This window comes from Ralstonia sp. SA306 (assembly GCF_054792405.1).
This window is the reverse complement of sequence record NZ_CP096451.1, coordinates 2,980,050-3,000,336: the sequence shown is the minus strand read 5'-3', so window position 1 is coordinate 3,000,336 and position 20,287 is coordinate 2,980,050. Positions and strand designations below refer to the sequence as shown.

Annotated in this window: 11 protein-coding genes; 8 read left to right on the top strand and 3 right to left on the bottom strand. The window is 55.9% G+C overall.

The features are described 5' to 3' along the window. Positions 1-137: 137 nt before the first annotated feature. The 3 genes from M1D44_RS14195 to M1D44_RS14185 are packed head-to-tail and all read left to right on the top strand — an operon-like array spanning position 138 to position 9,609. A complete protein-coding gene (locus tag M1D44_RS14195) occupies positions 138-2,975 on the top strand; it encodes a hypothetical protein (protein ID WP_439004603.1) in 2,838 nt (945 codons plus the stop codon). After that, on the top strand, positions 2,972-4,063 hold the full coding sequence (locus M1D44_RS14190) for a hypothetical protein (protein WP_439004602.1): 1,092 nt from the start codon (positions 2,972-2,974) through the stop codon (positions 4,061-4,063). The genes M1D44_RS14195 and M1D44_RS14190 overlap by 4 nt, the downstream gene beginning before the upstream one ends. A gap of 8 nt (positions 4,064-4,071) precedes the next feature. Then, the gene (locus M1D44_RS14185; protein WP_461241608.1) at positions 4,072-9,609 is read left to right on the top strand and encodes a DEAD/DEAH box helicase; all 5,538 of its coding nucleotides are present in this window, start codon (positions 4,072-4,074) and stop codon (positions 9,607-9,609) included. 3 nt (positions 9,610-9,612) lie between these two features. Here the strand turns inward: M1D44_RS14185 and M1D44_RS14180 are convergent, their stop codons facing one another. From M1D44_RS14180 to M1D44_RS14170, 3 genes are all read right to left on the bottom strand, one after another. Beyond that, on the bottom strand, positions 9,613-10,827 hold the full coding sequence (locus M1D44_RS14180; RefSeq protein ID WP_439004600.1) for a Druantia anti-phage system protein DruA: 1,215 nt from the start codon (positions 10,825-10,827) through the stop codon (positions 9,613-9,615). 928 nt (positions 10,828-11,755) lie between these two features. Next, on the bottom strand, positions 11,756-12,625 hold the full coding sequence (locus M1D44_RS14175; protein ID WP_439004599.1) for a hypothetical protein: 870 nt from the start codon (positions 12,623-12,625) through the stop codon (positions 11,756-11,758). Positions 12,626-12,829: 204 nt separating this feature from the next. Next, positions 12,830-13,582, bottom strand: coding sequence for a 3D domain-containing protein (locus tag M1D44_RS14170; protein WP_439004598.1), 753 nt, complete (start codon positions 13,580-13,582; stop codon positions 12,830-12,832). Positions 13,583-14,415: 833 nt separating this feature from the next. On the opposite strand from M1D44_RS14170, the gene M1D44_RS14165 reads away from it, so the two are divergent. The 5 genes from M1D44_RS14165 to M1D44_RS14145 all read left to right on the top strand — a co-directional run bounded on the left by M1D44_RS14165 (position 14,416) and on the right by M1D44_RS14145 (position 20,148). Beyond that, entirely contained in the window at positions 14,416-14,823 is a 408-nt protein-coding gene (locus M1D44_RS14165; RefSeq protein WP_439004597.1) for a helix-turn-helix domain-containing protein, read from the top strand. Between the two features lie 276 nt (positions 14,824-15,099). Further along, the gene (locus M1D44_RS14160) at positions 15,100-15,738 is read left to right on the top strand and encodes a hypothetical protein (protein ID WP_439004596.1); all 639 of its coding nucleotides are present in this window, start codon (positions 15,100-15,102) and stop codon (positions 15,736-15,738) included. A gap of 13 nt (positions 15,739-15,751) precedes the next feature. After that, positions 15,752-17,713, top strand: coding sequence for a Mu transposase C-terminal domain-containing protein (locus tag M1D44_RS14155; RefSeq protein WP_439004595.1), 1,962 nt, complete (start codon positions 15,752-15,754; stop codon positions 17,711-17,713). Next, on the top strand, positions 17,703-18,641 hold the full coding sequence (locus M1D44_RS14150; protein WP_439004594.1) for a TniB family NTP-binding protein: 939 nt from the start codon (positions 17,703-17,705) through the stop codon (positions 18,639-18,641). The genes M1D44_RS14155 and M1D44_RS14150 overlap by 11 nt, the downstream gene beginning before the upstream one ends. A gap of 1 nt (position 18,642) precedes the next feature. Beyond that, the gene (locus M1D44_RS14145; RefSeq protein ID WP_439004593.1) at positions 18,643-20,148 is read left to right on the top strand and encodes a TniQ family protein; all 1,506 of its coding nucleotides are present in this window, start codon (positions 18,643-18,645) and stop codon (positions 20,146-20,148) included. Positions 20,149-20,287 lie beyond the last annotated feature (139 nt).

Sequence of the window (20,287 nt, the reverse complement as noted above, 5' to 3'; positions counted from 1 at the left end):
TTCCATATACCACTTAACCGGGCAGAAGCGCTCCGGAAGGGGGGGAAGCATATGCAGAACCGCCGGCACGGGTCCAACGACCCGCGGACCGTCATCTTCACTCGTCGACGATCGAAACACCTCGGGTGCCGATGAGTATGACGACCGCACTTGAATCGTTCGAGCTGCAACTCCGAGCACACTTCAAGCGTCTTGCAGACGCGAGGCAGCAGAGCGCTCAGCCTCTATTCGCTCTAGAGCATTGTCTAAACGATGCGGCGCTGGCGGAGATGCGTGCACATCTCTATGCGAGCATCCCTCGGCACGGCATGGGGGTTAGTTTCAAGCACTGTTGGCTCGTCCACGCTGCTGAACATGGATACAAATTCCAAGGCCTGGAGTTCTGGCAATCCTTCGCCAAGCTGACACCGAAGTGGTCCTACTTCGGAGATCGCCCAACATTGCGAAACTGGTTCGTGCAGTTTGCGATGCGCTACAACGGAGCTCAACCAACAGGGGAGTGGGGGCAACACTACACATACATTGCGTGGCCCATCACGCATGCCTTGCTCCCGAGCGATTTGCAGGTTCTTCTTGCGCAAGCGCTATACAACGTGCGCTATCGCCTGGACGAGCTGATACAGCTCGAGTATGCGTCTGTAGGTGAAGTGCTAGCGAAGTATACGGAGCCTCCCACTGCTCGTTTCAAGCATTTCCTCGAGCAACGCGATTTGGTTGGTCGCGTTGTCCTTGCGCTGCTGGAGAGAGAACCAAAAGAGCCCGTTATTTACCCTCCTACCCTAGCCCGCATCACAGAGGACCTGAACGCGAAGAGTGAGGCTCGTGCATGGCTTAAGGATGTGCGAAGGCACTTTGATCGCTTCCGCGCTCAACTGGCGAAACCCAATCCTAGGTTTGACTTGGTCGCTGCGCCTCCCAACGTTGAGGAGCAGAGGGTCGACAATGAAATGGAGTCCTCCGGCGTTCTGCTGCGCCCGAGGCTTCAACTTCGCCGCATAGCGCGTGATCAGTGGGAGGCCAACATACTGGTCCCATCATTTCAGGCGTTGGTCAACATCAAGCCGCATCTACGCGAACACCTTGCAAGGGTTAGGTATCGCTTACCTTCCCATAGCTCAGCGCTGTACCCAGGGCAATCCCTCCTCTCTGGTCGGCCTGTTCCTAAGAAACTGGCCAAATGGCCTGCAGAAAGAACCCCCCTGCTGGAGTTCACTGCTGCAGAGACACTGTTCGACAGGATCGTTAAAGCGGAGTGTCAACTTCTGCCCGCACAGCTGTGGATTTTTCATCTTGCCGAAGACGGTACTGCACGACACGTGCAAGGTCAGCAAGTGCGTGCAGGTGAGATCTATATCGTTGTTGCGAGGAAAGAGGAGCAGCTGCAAGGACTCGGGCAGCGAGTCCAACTAGAGTGCGATGGTGTCGTCGCCGCAGAGTTACGGCTTCCTGCTATAGCGGATGCCGAGCTTCGGTCAGCGCTTCAACGAGCGTGTATCAGCTTGAACAGCTGTATTTATATTGAGCCGATTGGTCTTCGTCCGCGTCAATGGAGTGATGAGGGAGTGGGCGAGTGGCTATCTACTGAGCTCCCGATGTTTGCACTTACTTGTGACTACGCTTGTGATGCGTACCATGTCGACATTGCAGGGGCCGGAAGCCAAGTGATTCAGAGAAGCCCTGGAAATGGGGCAACGCTGGTGGCACTCCAGGAGCTATCCGTTGGGCATCATCGTGTCTCGTTCAGTGCCCTGGTCAGAGAAAGCACTCTTTTTGACGAGCAACATAAGGCAGTGGCGAGTGCCACGATCGACGTTTACGTGCGGCACCCAACAAGCTGGTCTCCTGACGCACAACTTTCCGCGGCGATGGTGGTGGATGCCAATCCACCGGTCCCTACGCTCGATGATCTTCTTGAGCAGCGGTTGGAGATTCGGATTGACGGTGACGTGGCTCGATCCGCCACGTGTAGTGTTGTTTTGCTGACCTCGTCAAGTGAACAAGAGACGTCTCTCTCTGTCCTCAAGCATCAGCTCCCGATAACTGAAGCAATTTGGGCTAACAATCTAAAGACCTTTATTAAAAAAGCGGACGAGACACAAATCCTCAATTCGTCGCGCGTCTACGTTTCAATACAGGCGGAAGACCTCGGCGAAATTCGAATTCCATTGCACTTCGAGCCGGACCCCCTACGCTGGGCTGTCAGGAAGGACAAAACAGGGCCAGTTCTAGTCCTGGTGAATGAAGGGGTCACGGAGTCTCTGTCAGCGTTCCTCTACACGTTCGAGCACCCCTTACACCCAGAGGAGTTGGATGCCGGAGAGGCAGCGAGAGGCTTTCCTCTTGATAGTTGTGGAGGCCTTTACGTAGCCTCGGGCGGTACCGAACATGCAGCGGTTGTTGCCTGCGCACAGGACAAGACGTTCGCGCTTGACTCTCTCCGCACGAGAGTCGATCGCACCGAACTGGCAGCTGAAACGGCAATCGATCAGTTACTCGATCGGCTACGGCTTTGGGAGTCGGCGCGCGCTGGCACATACATGGCGGGCTTGAAGAGATACTCCGTGTCCAAAGCGATCAGGGAGCGGCTGTATTGGATGCTTTGTGGAAGTAAGTGGGTAAGTCTTGAAAGCAAGCTGCAGTCTGAGCCGACTGACATACAAATATGGGAGCAGCTGGAGAACGAAGTAATCCGTCACCAGCCATCCTTCGCCATCAGCCTTAGCCGAGCATGGTGCAACCATCACTTAAAGTCTGGTTTCGACCTCGAAAAATGCTTTCGTGACACCGTGCGTAGCTTCCACGTAGCCACCGGCGATGCGTTGGTGCGGACGGCCTGGGTGATGGCACGCAAGCCGTGCGCAGCCGACAACACGCAGGCCGTACAAGCTGCGACGAGCAAAGAGTTCGCTTCTCTAGTCAGAGGAGCGAGGCTCCTGCACCTTTGCGATGAACTGCAGCGGGCAACAATCGGATGAACGGACGAGTTCTCGCTTATTCCGCAGAAGATGCCTATGCCGAATTGCGCTCCTTCCTTGAACTGGGAGAGACGGCTTCTTGTTCCACGGTCATCGCTGCCGTTCTGCGTCGCCTATGTAGCTTCATGTGCCCTTGTCCTTCCAGCGCCGTTGTTCGCATGGCTTGTCGGTCCCTGGATGCGTTGGGTCTCGCAGTCGACGATCTAGCTCAAGCTGTCAGATTTGTACTGGAGGATATGATCGTGTGCGGGGACATCCTTGAGCTCGCGCACGTGGCAACTCCAGGCGCGGAGGCCCACCCGAACTGGTTGTACTGTGCTCCACCAAGCTATGTTGTCCGCACGGGTGGGAACATTCACGTTTTCGGTATAGCTGTGGACAATGCCGCGTTCTTGCCGCGTGAGATGCGAGTGCAGCTCCAACGCGACGGTGCGGTCCGCTATCTGCGTGCCTCGCATGACGGAACGCTTGCGTTGCAGCTCTCCAGACTGGGCTTGCGTGAGGTCAAGCAAGACGCGTGGATGATCGCGGTGACTCGTGAACCCGCACAAACATTCATCGACCGATACAGGAAGCGACTTGCAAACTTGGGTGTCCCTGGCGACTTGCCCGAACTAAGACTTCTGCTCCCTCGAGTCGAGACCTCCATTCCCTATTCCGCGCGATGGAAACTGGCGACATCTGAGACGGGTCTATTCATCGGGCGATCTCCTCAACCCTATGGCGCACCGTTGTGGTACCTCTGTGAGCTTGACAACGGAGCGGTCCAGAGGTCGTTGCTCCTGCCGCTCGCAGAATCGACTGAACGAGCCAGTGATGCTGCATGGCGACTTCAGTTGGCGCTGGATGCTTCGGCGAGTCGCCCCGCTACGTTCATCGCGCGCAAATGCGCTGGTGAGTACAAGTTGTTCTTCGACTTTCCGTTGCCGGTGGCTGCACGCCGCAGGCTTCTTCACCTCGGAGCATCAAGCACCGAGGCACATTCGCCCCCGTTCAAGTTCACCCTCCCAATCGCAGAGTTTGAAGCGGAGCGAACATTCTTGCGGGATCACTATTGGTTTGATTGCAAAACGGAGGATGCACAATGAGCGCGACAATGAGTGAGGTTGCTCAAAGCCTACGTGACTCGTTGATCGAGTATATCGAAGCGACCTATCACATCTCCGATCCGGCAATCCTTCGTCAGCGACGCGAGTTGCTGGAGCAACTGGGGGTCTTGCATCAGGCCCCCTATTTGGAATCTACGCCGCGGTACCAAACTGGTCAGACCTTCGCCGAGATCAAAGGGTTGGATGCAGCCGCGCGACGAGTGTTGGAGTGCCTCTCTACGCCAGCGGCGAATGGCAGACGACTGTTGTTCGACCCTCCCTACACACACCAAAGTAAAGCCGTCTTCGAATCACTGGTCAATGACATGAATCTTCTGATCATGACCGGTACCGGCTCGGGGAAGACGGAATCGTTTTTGATGCCGGTGCTGGGTAAGTTGGCACGTGAGGCAGCCAAGCCAGGTTCGTCATTTGGGCACATGCGGGGTGTTCGAGCTTTGATCCTGTACCCAATGAACGCGCTGGTCAACGACCAACTTGGACGACTGCGTGCCATTTTTGGGGACCCTCGACTAGTGCAGCTGTTCAAGGAGTGGTGCGACAGACCTCCAACCTTCGCGCGATACACGAGTAGGACTCCTTACGCTGGCGTCCGAACTAAGTCAAAGGACCAACGGCGCCTCAAATCCTTCGCGGATTTTTATGTCCGGCTGCTCCGGGAGGCGAAGGATGCCGGGGAGTCTGGCGACGCCGCGCGACGGCTCATTCAAGATTTGTCTGTACGCGGCAAATGGCCCGCCAAGCCAGATTTGGAAAATTGGTACCTAGGCTCATCTCGTCGCCATTGGCAGGATGCTGAAAAGAATTTTCTGCGCGCGGTGACTCTTCCCGACGACTCTGAGTTAATTACCCGACACGAGGCTCAGGAAGCCGCCCCCGATTTGCTGGTGACCAACTACTCCATGTTGGAGTACATGTTGATGCGGCCAATCGAGCGGCCGATCTTCGATCAAACGAAGGCTTGGCTGGAGGCGTCTCCCGACGAAAATTTCTTGCTTATCCTGGACGAAGCCCACTTGTACAGGGGCGCGGGTGGAACGGAAGTCAGCCTGTTGCTTCGGCGACTGCGCGATCGGCTCGGAATCCCCGTAGATCGCTTCCGAGTAATCTGCGCGAGCGCTAGCTTCGAGAGTCGAGAGGAGGCGCCAAAGTTCGCTGCTCAGCTCACTGGCACAGATTCATCTGGTTTCGCCGTGATAAGTGGTGACCTGATGCTTCGCCCTGATCCAGCACCGGGTGGGGTCGAAGACGCAAATTTACTGGCGTCGTTGCCGGTGGATACAGATTTTCGCTGCACTGATGAAGATGTGCGTGCCGCAGCCGTGCGCCCCCTACTGGAAAAAAGAGGTATCGCACTCGCCGCAGGCCAGCGGCTGGAGGCAGCACTGCACTCGGCATTGAGTGGCTATCCACCACTTGCACTTCTTATCAACTTGACGATGGGGAAGGCTCAGCCGGTCTCAAGTCTTGGTAGCCAGCTCTTTCCCGGCGTTGATAAAACTGTTGCCGATCAAGCTGCAACCAACTTAGCGGCGATTGCTTCAACTGCTCGCGAGCGCGACGAGGACCCTAGCCTTTTGCCTTGCCGGGTACACACGTTCTTTCGCGGACTGCGAGGTCTATGGGCCTGTGTGGACCCAAACTGCACGGCAGTGCCGCCGAGCATGCGTAACAGCGCAGTTGGCAAGCTGTATACCCAGCCGCGCGATATCTGCGAGTGTCGCGCACGCGTCCTGGAGTTTTACACGTGTCGCGCTTGCGGAACGGCCTACGCGCGCGGCTATTGCGATGATCCAAAGCACCCCTCTGCGGTTTGGCTCGATCAGGGAGCGGAACTTCAGTCCGGTGACGACGCAGTGCCTCAGCTTTATCCCATCGATCTATTGCTGGTGGAGCCGGGCAGACTCGAGCTTGCAGAGGCTGCATCCTTGGACCTTATCAGCGGTCGCCTCAACTCCGATCAGCCTGGACAGAGGGAGCGGTTGGTATACCTTTCACCAGATCGCACACAGCGAATGGTGACAGATGTAGACGAGGACGAAGGACCATATCTCGCAAGCGCGGGTGCGTTCAATGAGTGTGCGATTTGTGAGCGTCGCGCCTTTCAATCGCGCTCGCCGGTGCAAGATCACGAGACAAAGGGAGACCAGCCATTTCAGGTTCTCGTCAACCGGCAGCTGCAGGTACAGCCGCCGTCCACTGCGCCGGCTACAAAATTTGCTCCGTTACGTGGACGCAAAGTTCTTGCATTCTCGGACTCGCGTCAAGTCGCGGCACGCCTCGCCCCATACTTGCAGATGTACTCCGCGCGAGATGCTCTGCGGCCACTAATGGTTCGAGGGTGGGCGCGCCTTGCCAGAATCCCTAATCTTCAACTCCGTATCGACGACATCTATACAGCTGTACTGCTAGCGGCAAACGAACTCGATGTTCGCCTGCGTCCAGAGATGTTGATGCAAGAAACCTTCAGTGATTACACACTAGTGGGCGAGAGGGTTAACGAAGGGATATTGGATTCTGACGACGACTTGCGTAACCTGTGTCAAGAAATCGCGCGTGGTGACGGGCCGCCTGAGGCGCTGCTAGCCGACATCATGTCTACCCTTCGGGATCGATCCCTGGGTCTGGAAGCTCTTGCGGTTGCGTCAATCGTTGAGCGGGCGGACAAGACCAAGAATTTGGTGGCGCTGCCAAATATCCCCGGGGTGACCGAGACAGACCAGGACCGCATTGATCTAGCTAGAGCATGGCTTCGTGAGTGGAGCCGTGCTGGCTTCTGGCTACCAATGATGACCGCCCGTTGGTACCTCGCGCATCCGGACAGTAAGGTTCGGGTGAGCCACTTGTCCGGAAAGTTTCAAAAATTTGAACGTCGGCTTCCGTCAGCCGCCGCAAGGACAACTTTCAAGCAAAAGTGGCTACCGTCGCTTCTCCACCTGTTTGCCGAGCAGATAGGCGCGAATTATCGCTTGCAGGGCCAATTTCTCTCGCTTCGCATGGGCGGTGAATGGGTTCGCTGTTCTGACTGTAAGTCAGTTCACAGGCCTGTGCGCCTGCTTCCAATCTGCCTGGACTGTGGTCATCGCGCGATCCTCCCACTTGATCCCGAGAACGACGAGGCCTTCTCCAAGCGCAAGGGCTTCTATCGCCGCGGAATTGCTGAAGTCCTCTCACCGAACCCCATCGCACCACTTTCACTCATCGCAGCCGAGCACACCGCTCAGCTGAACTCGGCGGAACAGGATGAGGTTTTCTCAAAAGCTGAAGAGAACGAACTATTTTTCCAAGACGTTGAGATTCCGCTTGAAGGCCAGAAGATTCAGCCTTCTGCGATAGATGTGCTATCCAGCACAACCACCATGGAAGTCGGCATCGACATTGGGCAACTACCTGCTGTTGCCTTGCGCAATATGCCGCCGAGCCGTGCGAACTACCAACAGCGAGCGGGTCGCGCTGGCCGGCGAGGCAGCTCCATAGCGAGCGTTGTGGCTTTTGGGGGTTCGGACACACACGATGAGCATTTCTTCTCAAGACCCGCGGAAATGATTTCCGGTGCGGTAATTGACCCTACGTTGTGTCTAGATAACCCGGAGATCACGAGGCGACACATCCGGGCCTTTCTTCTGCAGTGCTATCACCAAGCAAAGATTCAGGGCGTAGAGTCAGGTTTAAGCGGTGACCTTTTCTCTGTTCTGGGAAAAGTGGGCGAGTTTTTCGTTGACGCCAATGTTCTCAGTCGCAGTGATTTCGAGCTCTGGCTACGCTCAAACGAGGAGGTGCTAGCCACGCGGGTTGCAGCATGGATACCGAGTGACCTAGCGCCAACGGACCGTGAACGACTCTTGCAAGACATGATTCACGACTGTCTGCGTGCTATAGACATAGCGTTGAGCAACGTGAACCAACCCGAGGTCGTCCATGCTGAACTTGATGAGGACGACGAGGCTCGATACTTGGAGTTGCCCGCACAACAAGACGACGAGCGACCGGCAAATCGGTTCAGCGAAAAATCATTGCTTGACACTCTCTTATACAAGGGAGTGTTGCCGCGCTACGCGTTTCCAACGGACGTCGCCACCTTTCATGTCTTCGATGTGGAGAACTCGACGCGCTATCGGCCGAAGCTTGGCTTTGCCCCTTCACAGGGCCTAGCGATCGCGTTGTCACAGTACGCTCCAGATCGGCAGGTTTGGATCGCGGGTAAGTGCTACACCTCAGGCGCTATCTACTCGCCCATCTCTTCAGAGAGATATCAGCAATGGCGAGACCGTAAGCTGCATCTCGAATGCAGTAGATGCGGGTTCGCTTTCACTCGTGAGCTCAATCAAGGCTTGGATGTGCGCCAACGTATCAATTGCGACGCATGCGAGGGGCAAGACACCGTCGGGCCAGCAAAGTACTGGATGCGTCCCACGGGCTTCGCGCATCCCGCAGGCGTGGCCCCGGTTACCTCACCAGATGAACTGCCTGAAGTCAGCTACGCTACTCGAGCCAAGTTGATGCTTCGTCCCACAGACGATCGACAGTGGCAAGAATCCACGCCCCAAGTGCACTACATCACGACACGCACTCATCTCCTCGTCTCGAACACAGGGCCAGGAAATGAAGGCTATTCGTACTGCACCAAGTGCGGAAAGATCGAGGCTAGCAAGGGGCACACGCATGAACTTAAGGGGCCGCATCGGAAGCCATATCCAGATCCAGACAAGCCTGACTGCTCCGGTGGCTTCACCGCTCTTAATGTGGTGTTGGGGACGGACTTTCCCACCGATGTTGCCCTATTCAAGCTAAGACTTGCTGATCCACTTCGATTGAGACCAGCTGATTCAATCACAAAGATCGCGCTTCGCACTCTCAGTGAGGCGCTGGCGCGAGCGGCTACGGACCTTCTTGATATTGAGCCAGGCGAGGTTTTGGCAGAATTTCGTCCGGCAATCTCCCCTTTGGGCGTCGAGGGCTTGGAGACGGAAATCTTCCTTTACGACACCTTGCCGGGAGGTGCTGGTTTTGCGCGTGAAGCGGCACGCAAAGGCCGCAGATTGTTCGAGAGAGCCCTCGAAAGAATGCAGGAGTGCGAAGAGGGGTGCCCGATGTCTTGCTATCGATGCTTGCGGAGCTTTCGCAATCGCATAGATCATGGTCTTCTGGATCGGTTCATCGGAATCTCTCTCGCCAAATTTCTGCTTGACGGTCAGCTTGTACCATTCGATGCCGAACGCATCGAAGTCGCCACTGATCTACTGCTAAGCGACTTGCGCCGTTACGAGGTTGCGGCCCACGCCGAGCGTGTGGATTTCGTCATCGATGAAGAGGGGCGTCGTTACGAATCAGCTGTGGCAGTGCGGGATCGGAGCGGCTCGCTCTTGCTGGTGTCAGTTTTGGATCCCTTGGAGGAGGTCGGGCTACCTCAGAATGCAGTCGGTCCGACGGGAGAGTCCGCACAGCTCATCAGGATTAGTGAGCTCCTAGTTCGAAAGAACCTAGCTGCCGCAACTCGCCAAATCGTGGAGCTGCTGCGGGACTAGCCTCTAGGCAGGTTCGGCCGCAGTTCCCCGATTCGCTACGGGAATGTGCGCGAGCGTTTGCTGAATAAGTTCGCGCGCGTCTCCGTCGCGCCATTGAGGCATGCGAGCCGCTCGCGGCAACGCCCACCTTTCGAGCCAATAGTCGGAATAGGACTTCGTTGATAGCGACTGTGAATTTCCGAAGAGGCCGCCCGCCATGCCCGTCCCGAGATCGTCGACCAGGCGGTATAGAAAAACTTCGCGCTGGACACCGTGGCGTAACAGGCTTCTTCCATTGAGCCCTAGCTTCTGCATGGCAATCGCCAAGTTTTGCCAACGCGCTTTGGGGCCAGAACCGAATCCACCGTTGTTGTACTCGCCGGTCATCTCCAAGTACGACCGAATGTTTCCATACAGGTGTTCCAGATGTAGTGTCCCATATCCAAGCGTGTAGCCAATTGGTTCAGCCAATAGCCGATCTTTGTACTTCAACCGGTTGTACATCGAGCTTCTGCCGAAGGCGCTTGTCGTCGTAATGGCCGCAAGCGGCTGCTGAATACTCGCACCCTGCATCTCTGTTTTCTTGCCGGCGTACTGTCGCCAATACGCCTGGCACACTGAGTCGGAAGCAACGAGGCCCGCGCAGAGCTTCCCACCCAGCAAGAAGGAATAAGGTGGGATCGCGCCAACTGAGTAGGCGTCCATAGTGCAATTTACCAGCTCGAGTTTCCGGTCCTCTGGATAGGTGAACAAACTATCTCTGCAGCCGAGGTCAGCCGGCGGAGACTGCAGGCCGATGATTCCGATCACCGCTTCATGATGTTCATCAAATACGACGAACCTCAACCGACGGCCGTACCCTTTGTTGTACGGCATCGACCAAAGCGCGCGAATGAGAACAAAAAGGTCACCCCATTTAGAATTCTGTGGAGCCAAGTGCATTACTGGTCGGATCTTGGCGGGGTCGATATCTTTCCCTTGCCGGAAAAGATGTCCGTACTTTGCATATAGCGCACGGACCTTCGTTCCATCGACGCCGGGCTCCTCTGCTTTGGCACGGTTATGCAAAGCGCGGAGATAATCTTTGTTTCCGCTAGCCACTGAGCGCTCAAAGTCCGCGCAAGCTTCTAGGATCGAGGCGCGCAGTTGCTCCTCCACTCGGGCGATCTCGCGAGGGTGGTAAACGACTCGCGCAGTACCGACCGTGGAGGCGCTCTTGGCGGGTGAACCTTTGGACATGATCAATTCGGTTTATGCCTAGCCCGTATTTGGCCACAGGTTGGCCAACGCGTCAACCTTCGTGCGGCACGCAGCATTGCCGCCGCCGTGCAGGCAATGTTGCCACGGCTCCAGAGATAAGCATGGTGGTATGAGAGACGTCTTAACCCGGATAGGCTCGCGCGAGCGCGAGCAACACTACTATCTTCGACCGGAGCACCGATGCTACTACTGGGGGGAGTACACCCCTTGGGCATACACGCGAGGCCAAAACGCAGGCTACTCCGACGCCAACCAGCTCGTAGCGGACCTCAAGATCTCTCGGGAGTGCTGGGGGCTTGCCCAGGAATGGGAGCGCAAGTGTGCAGCTATTGAGCGCGTCAGTGGATTCTTTGCTCGAGCGTGGCGATGGTCCGAACTAGCAAGCAACACTTTGCTAGTTCCGGTCCCCGCATCCAGGCGAAGAGACGATCCATTATATGACGATCGCATGGAGCGAGTCCTGACTCGTATTCAGCAGCTTATCGGATTGCCATTGCAGTGCGCACCCATTCTTTCGTCCGACGGCTCTCTAGAGTCCAGTCATAGTGCTGCATTGCGACCCACCCTGCGTAGCCTGCTCCCGACAATTCAGGTGGATGAGTCGGCGGCCCCGCAAGAGCCACCCAAAAGGGTGTTCCTTTTTGATGACGTACTCACTACGGGAGCTCACTTCATTGCGAGTGCCACTCATATCCAGAATCTATATCCTCAAGCCCGCATTGTCGGGAACTTCGTTGCGCGTAGTAGGCGCCCCGAGCCGGACGAGTAAGTGCCCAGTTCATCGCCCGAGTAGACGTGCAAGTCCGTGCCGAGAATGAACCGGGCGCGATAGGGAGATACCGTGCACCACCCCTTACAGCCCGCAATCGACCATCACATCGGTCAGTAAAGTGCGGTGTCCGATCCCTTAGTGTAGGAACGAAGCTTCTGTCGAACGGGGCAACGGGTCCGGGCGGGATTTCAGGCGCACAGCTAGTCCGCGCGGCAACGACGTAAGCTCAGGCGCTGCCGGGGCGCTCTTGACTACTGTGCCAGAAACGGTTCCGATCGTAATCGGAGAGGCCTGAATGCCGATCCAGATTTTTTCCTCAGTCTGGCCAGTGTGATTGTAGGTAGCGCCATTCAGCCCGAAAGCGGTCGCCGTGACCTGCGCAGTGCTGGTGACGTGCTTGTAGTGCTGCAGGGTGACGTCGACGATGTTTGCCGCCGAAATCCAATAGACAACTCCGTACGTGCCAGGTCCCTCATTGTGCAAGATGCAGGCTTTCAGCCCCTCGATACCGGGATAGCCGTTGTTCGGACTAGTCGATGAGAACTGCGCTGTCCCCGCAACCGTTGCTTTGATTTCGTCGTAGTACTCAGCAGATGCCGTTGCATTGACAAAAGGAACGTTCGCCGTTGCGGAATACTTGTTGTTAACCAAAGCAGCGTAGGAAGGCGATGGATTCGTCTTTGGCGTGACCTCCACCGTCGCCCCACTGATAACGCATTGTGCAGGAGAGAGCTTGGCTGGGTCGCACTTGCCATCAGCGCCCGCGAAACAGTACGAACCTGGCACGGTATTGATGCCCGCTGACAACAAGCCATTGTTTGACGGGATAAGCGTCGGATCGAGACTCGGGACGGCATTGATTTGGATGCCGTCATCGCGTGCCGGCAATTGCGTCCCGCACGCCGAAAGCAGCAAGGCGCCCGCCGCAAGCGATATGGCGGACTTGACTCGCACCGTGGCGCGACTTGACTGCCCATCGATTCTCGACCACTTTTCATTTTTCATTGTTTCCCCCCTGCCGGCGACAATCCGGCTTTCGTCTGCTGTCCAATTTGTCTTCACCCTCGTCTTGCCTTCTGCTTGCCACTGTTACCGCCATGAACGGCTCACACGTCTGCGAACGATTTCCCCAAGCGTGATAACCATCCTGACAAGCCCAACCTTTACTGACGCAGTGAGACGATATTCTCGCGGCACGAAGCCACTGCACTACTGCTTATGAAGCGCCCGCAACTTGGCGACGATGTCGGGTTCCGTCACCACGACGGCATCAAAGGTTTTGGATTCATCGCTAGAAATAAAATCTGGGAAGCAGTTCGTGGGGCTGTTTCCGCAAAACACATCGACGTGCTTACCTTTGATCGCACCACCTGTATCGCCCGCGAAAAAGTATCCGTCGTGCTTAATCGTGTCTCCCGACGGCAGGTGAATCTCCGCACCTTTTGCCTGACGAACAAACAGTACGGTCCCAAACGGAATCGTGTTCTTGTCGACGGCAATCGTACGATACGGAACCAGCCTGTAGTCCTGTACACCATCGCCATATGCCCCTTTCGCCGAAGCAAAGTAGGACCGGCCAACACCGAGAATCCAGGGCTTCTTAATCGGATCGATCTTGAGTACCGAGGCGCAGTTGATTTGCGAGCTGTGGCCGATGCCGCTGTAGTTCAGCGTTCGCAGCCCATCTTTAGCAGGCACTTGAATCGTTCCCTCAATCGCGCCCAAGCACCAGTCGCGAGGCGATACATTCTCCGACAGCGATTTGCCGCTGCGATCTCTAAACGGCAATCCGCTAGGTGCACTGGCCGCCGAGTGCACGAAGTAGTGCGTCGCCCACAACTGCAACGACTGCCCAGCATTCCGCGATTGACTGGGCAGGTCAAAATCAGCTTGCTCAGACGCAGCGGATGCCGCCAGAGGAAGAACAGCGCAGGCGACTGCGACAAAACGAAGAAAACTCATGGAATCCCCCGGTAGAGGGCAGTACCCAGAATGGATTAGCCCGTAGTAGGTACGCGTCGATGCGCGCGTCCTACGAACAACCCTAGTGGATTTCCCACCGATTTTCGATACCCAAGACTGGGGAATATTTTGGACTTAGATCGTTTGATGGAATGCGGTCGGCATCGCACCATCGTGCCGTTGCGGCGATGACGGCGGCAAGGCGTAGGGGCGAACTCCAGAACTGATCTGGCACTCATCGCCCTCTTGCCTTTGCCAGGTTGCCCCCGGTCACCTCAAACGGAACATGCAGCCAGCATTTCTCTTGTATTGCCATGAGTGTCAGCCGGCGAACAGCCAAAGGCCACGTGGCAAGGGGCCCATTACCGGGGGCGTGGGTTGAACAAGAAATGGACCACTTCGCCCACATCATAGACTCGGCCGACCTGTGCAGCCAGCCAGAACCAAAGGGTCAGAGGCTTCAGTCGGGCTAGGCTCGCATTGGCGATTCAGTCGTCGCTAACGTTCGACAGGGGCTCCGCGTTCTTTCGAAGTGCTCCTATCCCTCGGCCCAAGTTGTCAGGCTGGCCGGGCGACAGCGCGATGATTCATCTGCTTGGAGCGGACGTGAATCACAAGCACGTGCTTTCGAGTGTTTTGCACACTGATTCTTTGGCCATAGTCGGCGTCGCAGACTTAAAATATATATTTATTTGGATCAAAAAACGATTTCACAAAAATTCGATTTGATATCGAAAGTGATAAGGAAAAATATAAGAGTCTTTTTTTTGAACAGCCTGTCGAATCCAGCTACTCTTATCGAATTCATCGTCAACAACTGAGAGATGCGCTCTATGAGTACGCTCGGCGATTTCATTCGAACTCGGCGGAAAAATTTGGGGCTCACACAGACCGCGCTGGCGGTACGTATCGGCGTCGACGACACCTATGTGAGCGCGGTCGAGACCGGCAAACGGACGCCGGACGGTGAACAATTTCTGGAGATGATGTCGGTCGCGCTCGAGCTCAACGATGAGCTTGCGCGTGAACTTTCGGCCGCTGCACGTAGGTCCCAGCGCATCTTTCGACTGCCTACCGAAATATCGACCCTGAAACACGAGGTGCTTCAGGCTCTAGCGTTGGATTCGTGTCTATCAGATGAGGACATGAGGCTTCTTGCGGCAATGCACGCTGGCCTCGCTCGCGGCCGGCACGTGCAAGGAGCGGATCACTCTCCTTCGATTCAAGGAGGCCACATGTAAAGAAAAAGCGCCACACAACCCAGAGGGCCTGCAGCGCTTTTTGGATCAGAACCAGTAAAGATTCTTCCTCCGACAAGGCCGAGTCTCTACCCATCTGACCTCAGCGTCAAGCCCCTCTTTTCTCCGCGATTTGTGCTCCCTCGGAATTCGACCATTGTTGATCGAATTCCCGGCATCGATCGTCCCTTATTCGGGCCTATTCCGACATGTTTCTGTCGGAAGGAAGGGGTATTTCCCACACGTAAGCGCCTCCTCAAGGCGCGACGGAGAGGACTCGTGCTCAAAATTTCCCAAGCCTTCGTAATCAATCCTTCATCTCGTCAGCCGCGTCGCATCGTGACCGTTTCGGGCCGTGGCGTACGAGGCATCTTCCCTAGCCGAAAGTCGGCCAAGCCTGCGCAGTTTGAGAGTCTTGTCGAAGAAATGGCTCTGCGAGTCTTGGAGGTGGCTCCTTCCGTCAAATCGCTCGCAACCCAACCTCTGGTGTTTGAGTACTCGGATGGTACGGGGCGACGACGCTATACCCCAGACTTGGAAATCGCGACCTTCGATGGTGTGTCCTTTCTTGAAGTCAAGGACGACGGGACGTTCATCGTCGGCTCGAAAGCAGTTGCTCGGGTCAGCGCTGCTGTAAGGCATCTCCGGCAACGCGGTGATCGCTTGAACATCATCTTGCGATCCGACCTCGTCGCCAACGATCTCCAACGCCAACTCGAGTTGCTTCTCAGGATGCGTCCGCTCAGAACTAGATATCGGGCTCACATCGACGCAAGCCAATGGGATCCGGAACACGGCTCGGTTCCTCCACTGGGCGTCCAGCGGCAATGGGAAGACGCGAAACGTCAATGTGACGAACTGCTGCATCGGATCATGAAACGCGATCCAGATGATCTGCTGCCCGCGTCGACTCGTTAAAAGGAGTTCAATCATGGCCAACTTCACTAAGGACCAGGTGGTCTTTCGCGGCGAGGGAACGTTTCGACTTGTTCGCGTGCAAGACGACGTCGCTCAGCTTGAAAACACTGTGACGGGCGAGTTTTCGAGCCATCATGAATCTGAACTGCTTGATGAGTACGTTCGCGGATATCTTCGAACGGCGAGTACTTCGGGGTACCAGCGTCCCCCGAGGGGCGACGCCTTCAAGGATGCACTGGAAGCAACCACGTCGTCAGCCAAGTTAGGCGATTTCGAAACGCGCCGACGAGTGAACTATCTTGTAAAACTTGATCGCGTCGGCGCATTCAACGGTCCCCGCTCTGTCCTGCATCGCGCGATCCAAAAGGTAGCGGTTGAGTTGGATGATCCAAGGCCGCCCCATGAGACGACCGTATATCGTTGGCGACGAAAATACCTTGTCACGCAATGTGACGTTCGCGCGTTGCTTGATCGCACCGATCATCGAGGCGGAAAGGGGCAGTCCCGACTCGATCCCCTCGTCGAGGGTGTCATACAGGACAAGATCGATGCCGCATATCTCAATAGCAAACGGGGCACACCTGAGGATGTCTATAACGCGGTGTTCCTTGAAGTCCAGCGGCTGAACACAACCCGTATCGAGTCGGAGTGGTTAAAGGTCCCAGGACTTCGGACCATTCAGCGGCGGATCCACGACATTCCTGCGTTTGATCGCGCGGTCGCTCGGTACGGCGAGCGTGAGGCAAAGCGCAGGTTCGCCGATCAGTTTCGCTCGCGGATTGTGTCTCGAATTCTCGAGATCGTTGAGATCGACCATAGTCCAATGGACATCATGTACGCGGACATCGATGGCAAGGCGATCGATCGCCCGTATATCACCGTTGTGTTGGACAGGTTCTCCCGCTGCATCCTTGGATTCTGCATTAGCTCAGCCGGACATGGCGTCCACGCTGTCTTCGAAGCGCTGCGGCATTCGCTGATGCCGAAGACCTACCTGAAGGAGCGATTTCCTGAGTTGCTTTTGGACTGGCCGTGCCACGGTTGGCCGGAACGTTTGCTCATGGATAACGGACGAGAATTCCATGCCCATTCAGTGGTCGACGCCATGACGAATCTCGGCGTGATCTGCGAGTATGCCGCGTCTCGCGATCCGAACGATAAATCGTTCGTCGAACGGTTTCTTCGAACGTTCAACTATTCGTTTGTCCACAAGCTTCCAGGAACAACCCTCGCAAAAATTCATCAGCGCATTGGGTTTAAATCGGAGGAAGAGGCTTGCCTCACGTTCGAGCAACTTAACGAGATGGTCCACGTCTGGATCACATCTGTGTACCACCTCCGGCCGCACAGGGGGCTATCTGGGCGCGCGCCTCTTGATGTGTGGAAAGAGAGCGCAGCGAACCATCCGCCAATTCTGAAATGCAATGCTGAAAATCTGAGCATTGAGCTCGGTCAATTTTCCGAGTCAGTGGTACAGCACTACGGCATCGACTTCAATACGTTCACGTATGCATCACAAGAACTACTTGCCTTGAGGCGGATGTTGCCGGCGAAGCAACGCGTGCAAATCAAAGCTCCCCCCGAAAACGCCGGCTTGATTTGGGTATGGGATCCGATCAATAGCAAATACATCCGCGCGGACAACAAAGACGAGCGTTACAACAACTTGACAGTAGCCCAGGCCAAGGATATCGCCCGCCAGTACGCCAACTCCGATGCACATCAACGCACCAGGGCGAGCGCGCAGGAGATGATCCGTGAGAGTGCCAATGAGGCGATGCGTTCGAAGAAGTTAAAGGACCGAAAGCGGGGAGCACGCAAGGCGCACATCACCTCGAAGTCCACGAATCGTACGGAACCGGACGTTTCGCAGCCGTCCATCAACCTTCCGTCAAGTCCGCTCACTTCTGATTCGGACCAACTTTCCGATTTTGAATTCGAGTCCATCAACGTCGAGGTAGGCCATGAGCAATAAAAATCTCTGCTCCGAGATCGTTAAGGACATGAGGTCGAATTTCATCAATTTCCCTCACGTGAAGCGAGTATTGGCTGCCTTGGAGCGGATCCACAGTTATCACTGTGCGCGTGAAGAGGCCGAGCACGTAATGTTGTTGGGGGAATCGGGAGTCGGCAAGTCGACCCTGCTCTCCAGGTTCGTGGCGAAGCACGCCCCTATCGAGCACGACGAATTCACCGAAGTGCCGGTGCTCTATGTGGCTCTCGGTCCGTCACCAACTCCAAAGATCTTGGCCTGTACGTTGTTGAAGGCGCTTGGGGACCCGAAATGGCAGACCGGGAGGGAGATCGAGTTGACAGCCCGGCTCGTCTATCTCATCAAGCAGTGTCGCGTTAGGCTCGTGATCATCGATGAGGCTAATCACCTAATTGATCGAGGAGGTGAGAAGACACTGCATACCTCGGCCGATTGGTTGAAGCGCTTGGTGGACGCGACTCGTGTGTCGTTCGTGCTGGCTGGCATACCGAGGACCAGACGCCTACTGGAGACCAACGATCAATTGCGCGAGCGATTCAGGGAGGTCATCCAGATCGATCGATTTTCGGTTGGGAATGAGTCGGCAAAACACGAGTTCCGTAGCGCCCTCAAAGTTTTCAAGGGCTATTTACGCGATCTGCCGACCATAGACATCTCCGGCGCAGACATTGCACGACTGTTTGCTTTTGCGACGGATGGTCGCCTGCGCGATATCCGCAGGCTCTTGGTTCGCGCTGTCGAACTTGCAAGCGAGATGCCTGAACCTAAGTTGACAAGCGCAGTTTTGGCCGATTCGTTCCGGACTGTCATCTACCCAGGTTCGCCAGATATGCGGAATCCCTTCCATCAGGCATTCAATGAGATGCCTCTCGTGACGGCCGATGAACCCTTTGCACCCGTAGCGCGCTGACATGACGACTTCTAGCATTTCTCGCCCGCCTTGCCGTCCAAAGATTCTTCCAGACGAATGGGTCGAAACCTATCTTCTCCGACTTGCAAGAGCAAATGGAATTCTCCGCCCGTGGAAAGCCGATATCGAGCGTTTCCGCCCGACGATGCCAATTACCGCAGTCAGCAAGTCGAACGGGCATCCGAGTTGGGGGAACATCACGCTGCCGAGTTGGAGCGTCGTCGGCCGTGCCGGCAGGATCCGCTATTGTCCCGCCTGCATGGTGGAGTCAAAGCATATTCGTGCACGCTGGCGTCTAGCCTCGTTCGAAGTTTGCACTATCCACAATATTCGACTCAAAGACGATCTAGTCGACCCCGCGCTTACAGCCGGTTACGGGCAAGGCAACAGACCCTTCCTCTCTGAGGTTACAGACGACCAACTATGGGTCGGCGCCGTGTGCCCGATGCCTGTCGAGCGAGATTACGTTAGCCAAATGTGGTCTGGCTTTGAGCGGTCAATTCTCGAGCAGGATGTGGAGCGCGCCGTCGCCATCCTCCCCTATACGATTCTTCTCGAAAGAATGCTCGACGCGTTGGTGGCCGCAAGGCGCGGACGCGCTCAACCTAGCACTGACGCTCAACGAGCACTGCATCGCGCCGCGTTTGCCGCGAGATACAAATTTCCGATTACGGGGACCTTGGAGGGGGTATGTAATTTCCTAGACCAAATCAAGGAACCTCTACATCGTCGAACAGCGCTTGGGTGCTTACGTGAAGTGCTTTGCGATGAGGAGAACCGCCCCACCTGTTTATCCGCTGTGCCCACCGCCGCTTTGCGTGACAGGCTTGCGCCGATAGTGTCTGAGAATGGTGTGGCCGTGGCCGGTAAGCGGCCATCAATTGGCTCTCATCGCGTTAGGTATGTGAGTCTCAAGAGCGCCGTTTTTCTCATAGGCTGTCGACGTGCGTTGCTGCAGCATCTGGTAAATCGCGAGTACCTCCAAGATATCAAGGTAGTAGTGCGCGGATTGAAACGCCTTACGTTCCTCCCGCAACATGAAGTCGAGGCGTGTCGCCGGTGGTACCACTCGATCAAGAAGCCCGCGGCTGCAATGCAAGAATTGCACATCGACAAGCGAAGCTATCAAGTGCTGCTAGGCGCTGATCTGCTGAGGTCAATGAAGATCAATGCAGGCGTTTGGCATAGACGCTCGGATCTGGCCGATCTTTGTCGACGTCTAGAGGATGTGTCCCAACCATACTCGGCTAAACAAACAGCGCTGTACCCACTATTCGGCGAATGGATGTTTGAAAAGAATACTCCAGGATCGATGTCACAAAAGATACTGATGGAGATCCTTCAAGGAAGATTCCAACTTTTCCGTCAACTGGAGGGCACCGGAGTTTCCGCTTATTACGTCGACCAAGCGGCGGTCGATCGATTGCAGCTTCTAAGGCGCAATTACAGGGCAGAGCGGAAGCATGGCGAAGCGTTATCTGGCCAACTACCGTTGGTGTTCGAGTGAACAGCGAACTGGGCCATAGCGTTGCTTGGCGTACCAGGGGAATCGCGCTGTTCGCAGGACGGTATCCGGTACGCCCCCGCACGCTTCCCAATGAGAGTTACCTCGGCTATCGCCTTCGAGTTGCGTTCGCCAATGGACT

What these genes read in the sequence shown, in the direction of transcription:
- M1D44_RS14195 (WP_439004603.1), top strand. Translation starts at nt 138, where the DNA reads ATGACGACCGCACTTGAATCGTTCGAGCTGCAACTCCGAGCACACTTC.
- M1D44_RS14190 (WP_439004602.1), top strand. Translation starts at nt 2,972, where the DNA reads ATGAACGGACGAGTTCTCGCTTATTCCGCAGAAGATGCCTATGCCGAA.
- M1D44_RS14185 (WP_461241608.1), top strand. Translation starts at nt 4,072, where the DNA reads ATGAGTGAGGTTGCTCAAAGCCTACGTGACTCGTTGATCGAGTATATC.
- M1D44_RS14180 (WP_439004600.1), bottom strand. Translation starts at nt 10,827, where the DNA reads ATGTCCAAAGGTTCACCCGCCAAGAGCGCCTCCACGGTCGGTACTGCG.
- M1D44_RS14175 (WP_439004599.1), bottom strand. Translation starts at nt 12,625, where the DNA reads ATGAAAAATGAAAAGTGGTCGAGAATCGATGGGCAGTCAAGTCGCGCC.
- M1D44_RS14170 (WP_439004598.1), bottom strand. Translation starts at nt 13,582, where the DNA reads ATGAGTTTTCTTCGTTTTGTCGCAGTCGCCTGCGCTGTTCTTCCTCTG.
- M1D44_RS14165 (WP_439004597.1), top strand. Translation starts at nt 14,416, where the DNA reads ATGAGTACGCTCGGCGATTTCATTCGAACTCGGCGGAAAAATTTGGGG.
- M1D44_RS14155 (WP_439004595.1), top strand. Translation starts at nt 15,752, where the DNA reads ATGGCCAACTTCACTAAGGACCAGGTGGTCTTTCGCGGCGAGGGAACG.
- M1D44_RS14150 (WP_439004594.1), top strand. Translation starts at nt 17,703, where the DNA reads ATGAGCAATAAAAATCTCTGCTCCGAGATCGTTAAGGACATGAGGTCG.
- M1D44_RS14145 (WP_439004593.1), top strand. Translation starts at nt 18,643, where the DNA reads ATGACGACTTCTAGCATTTCTCGCCCGCCTTGCCGTCCAAAGATTCTT.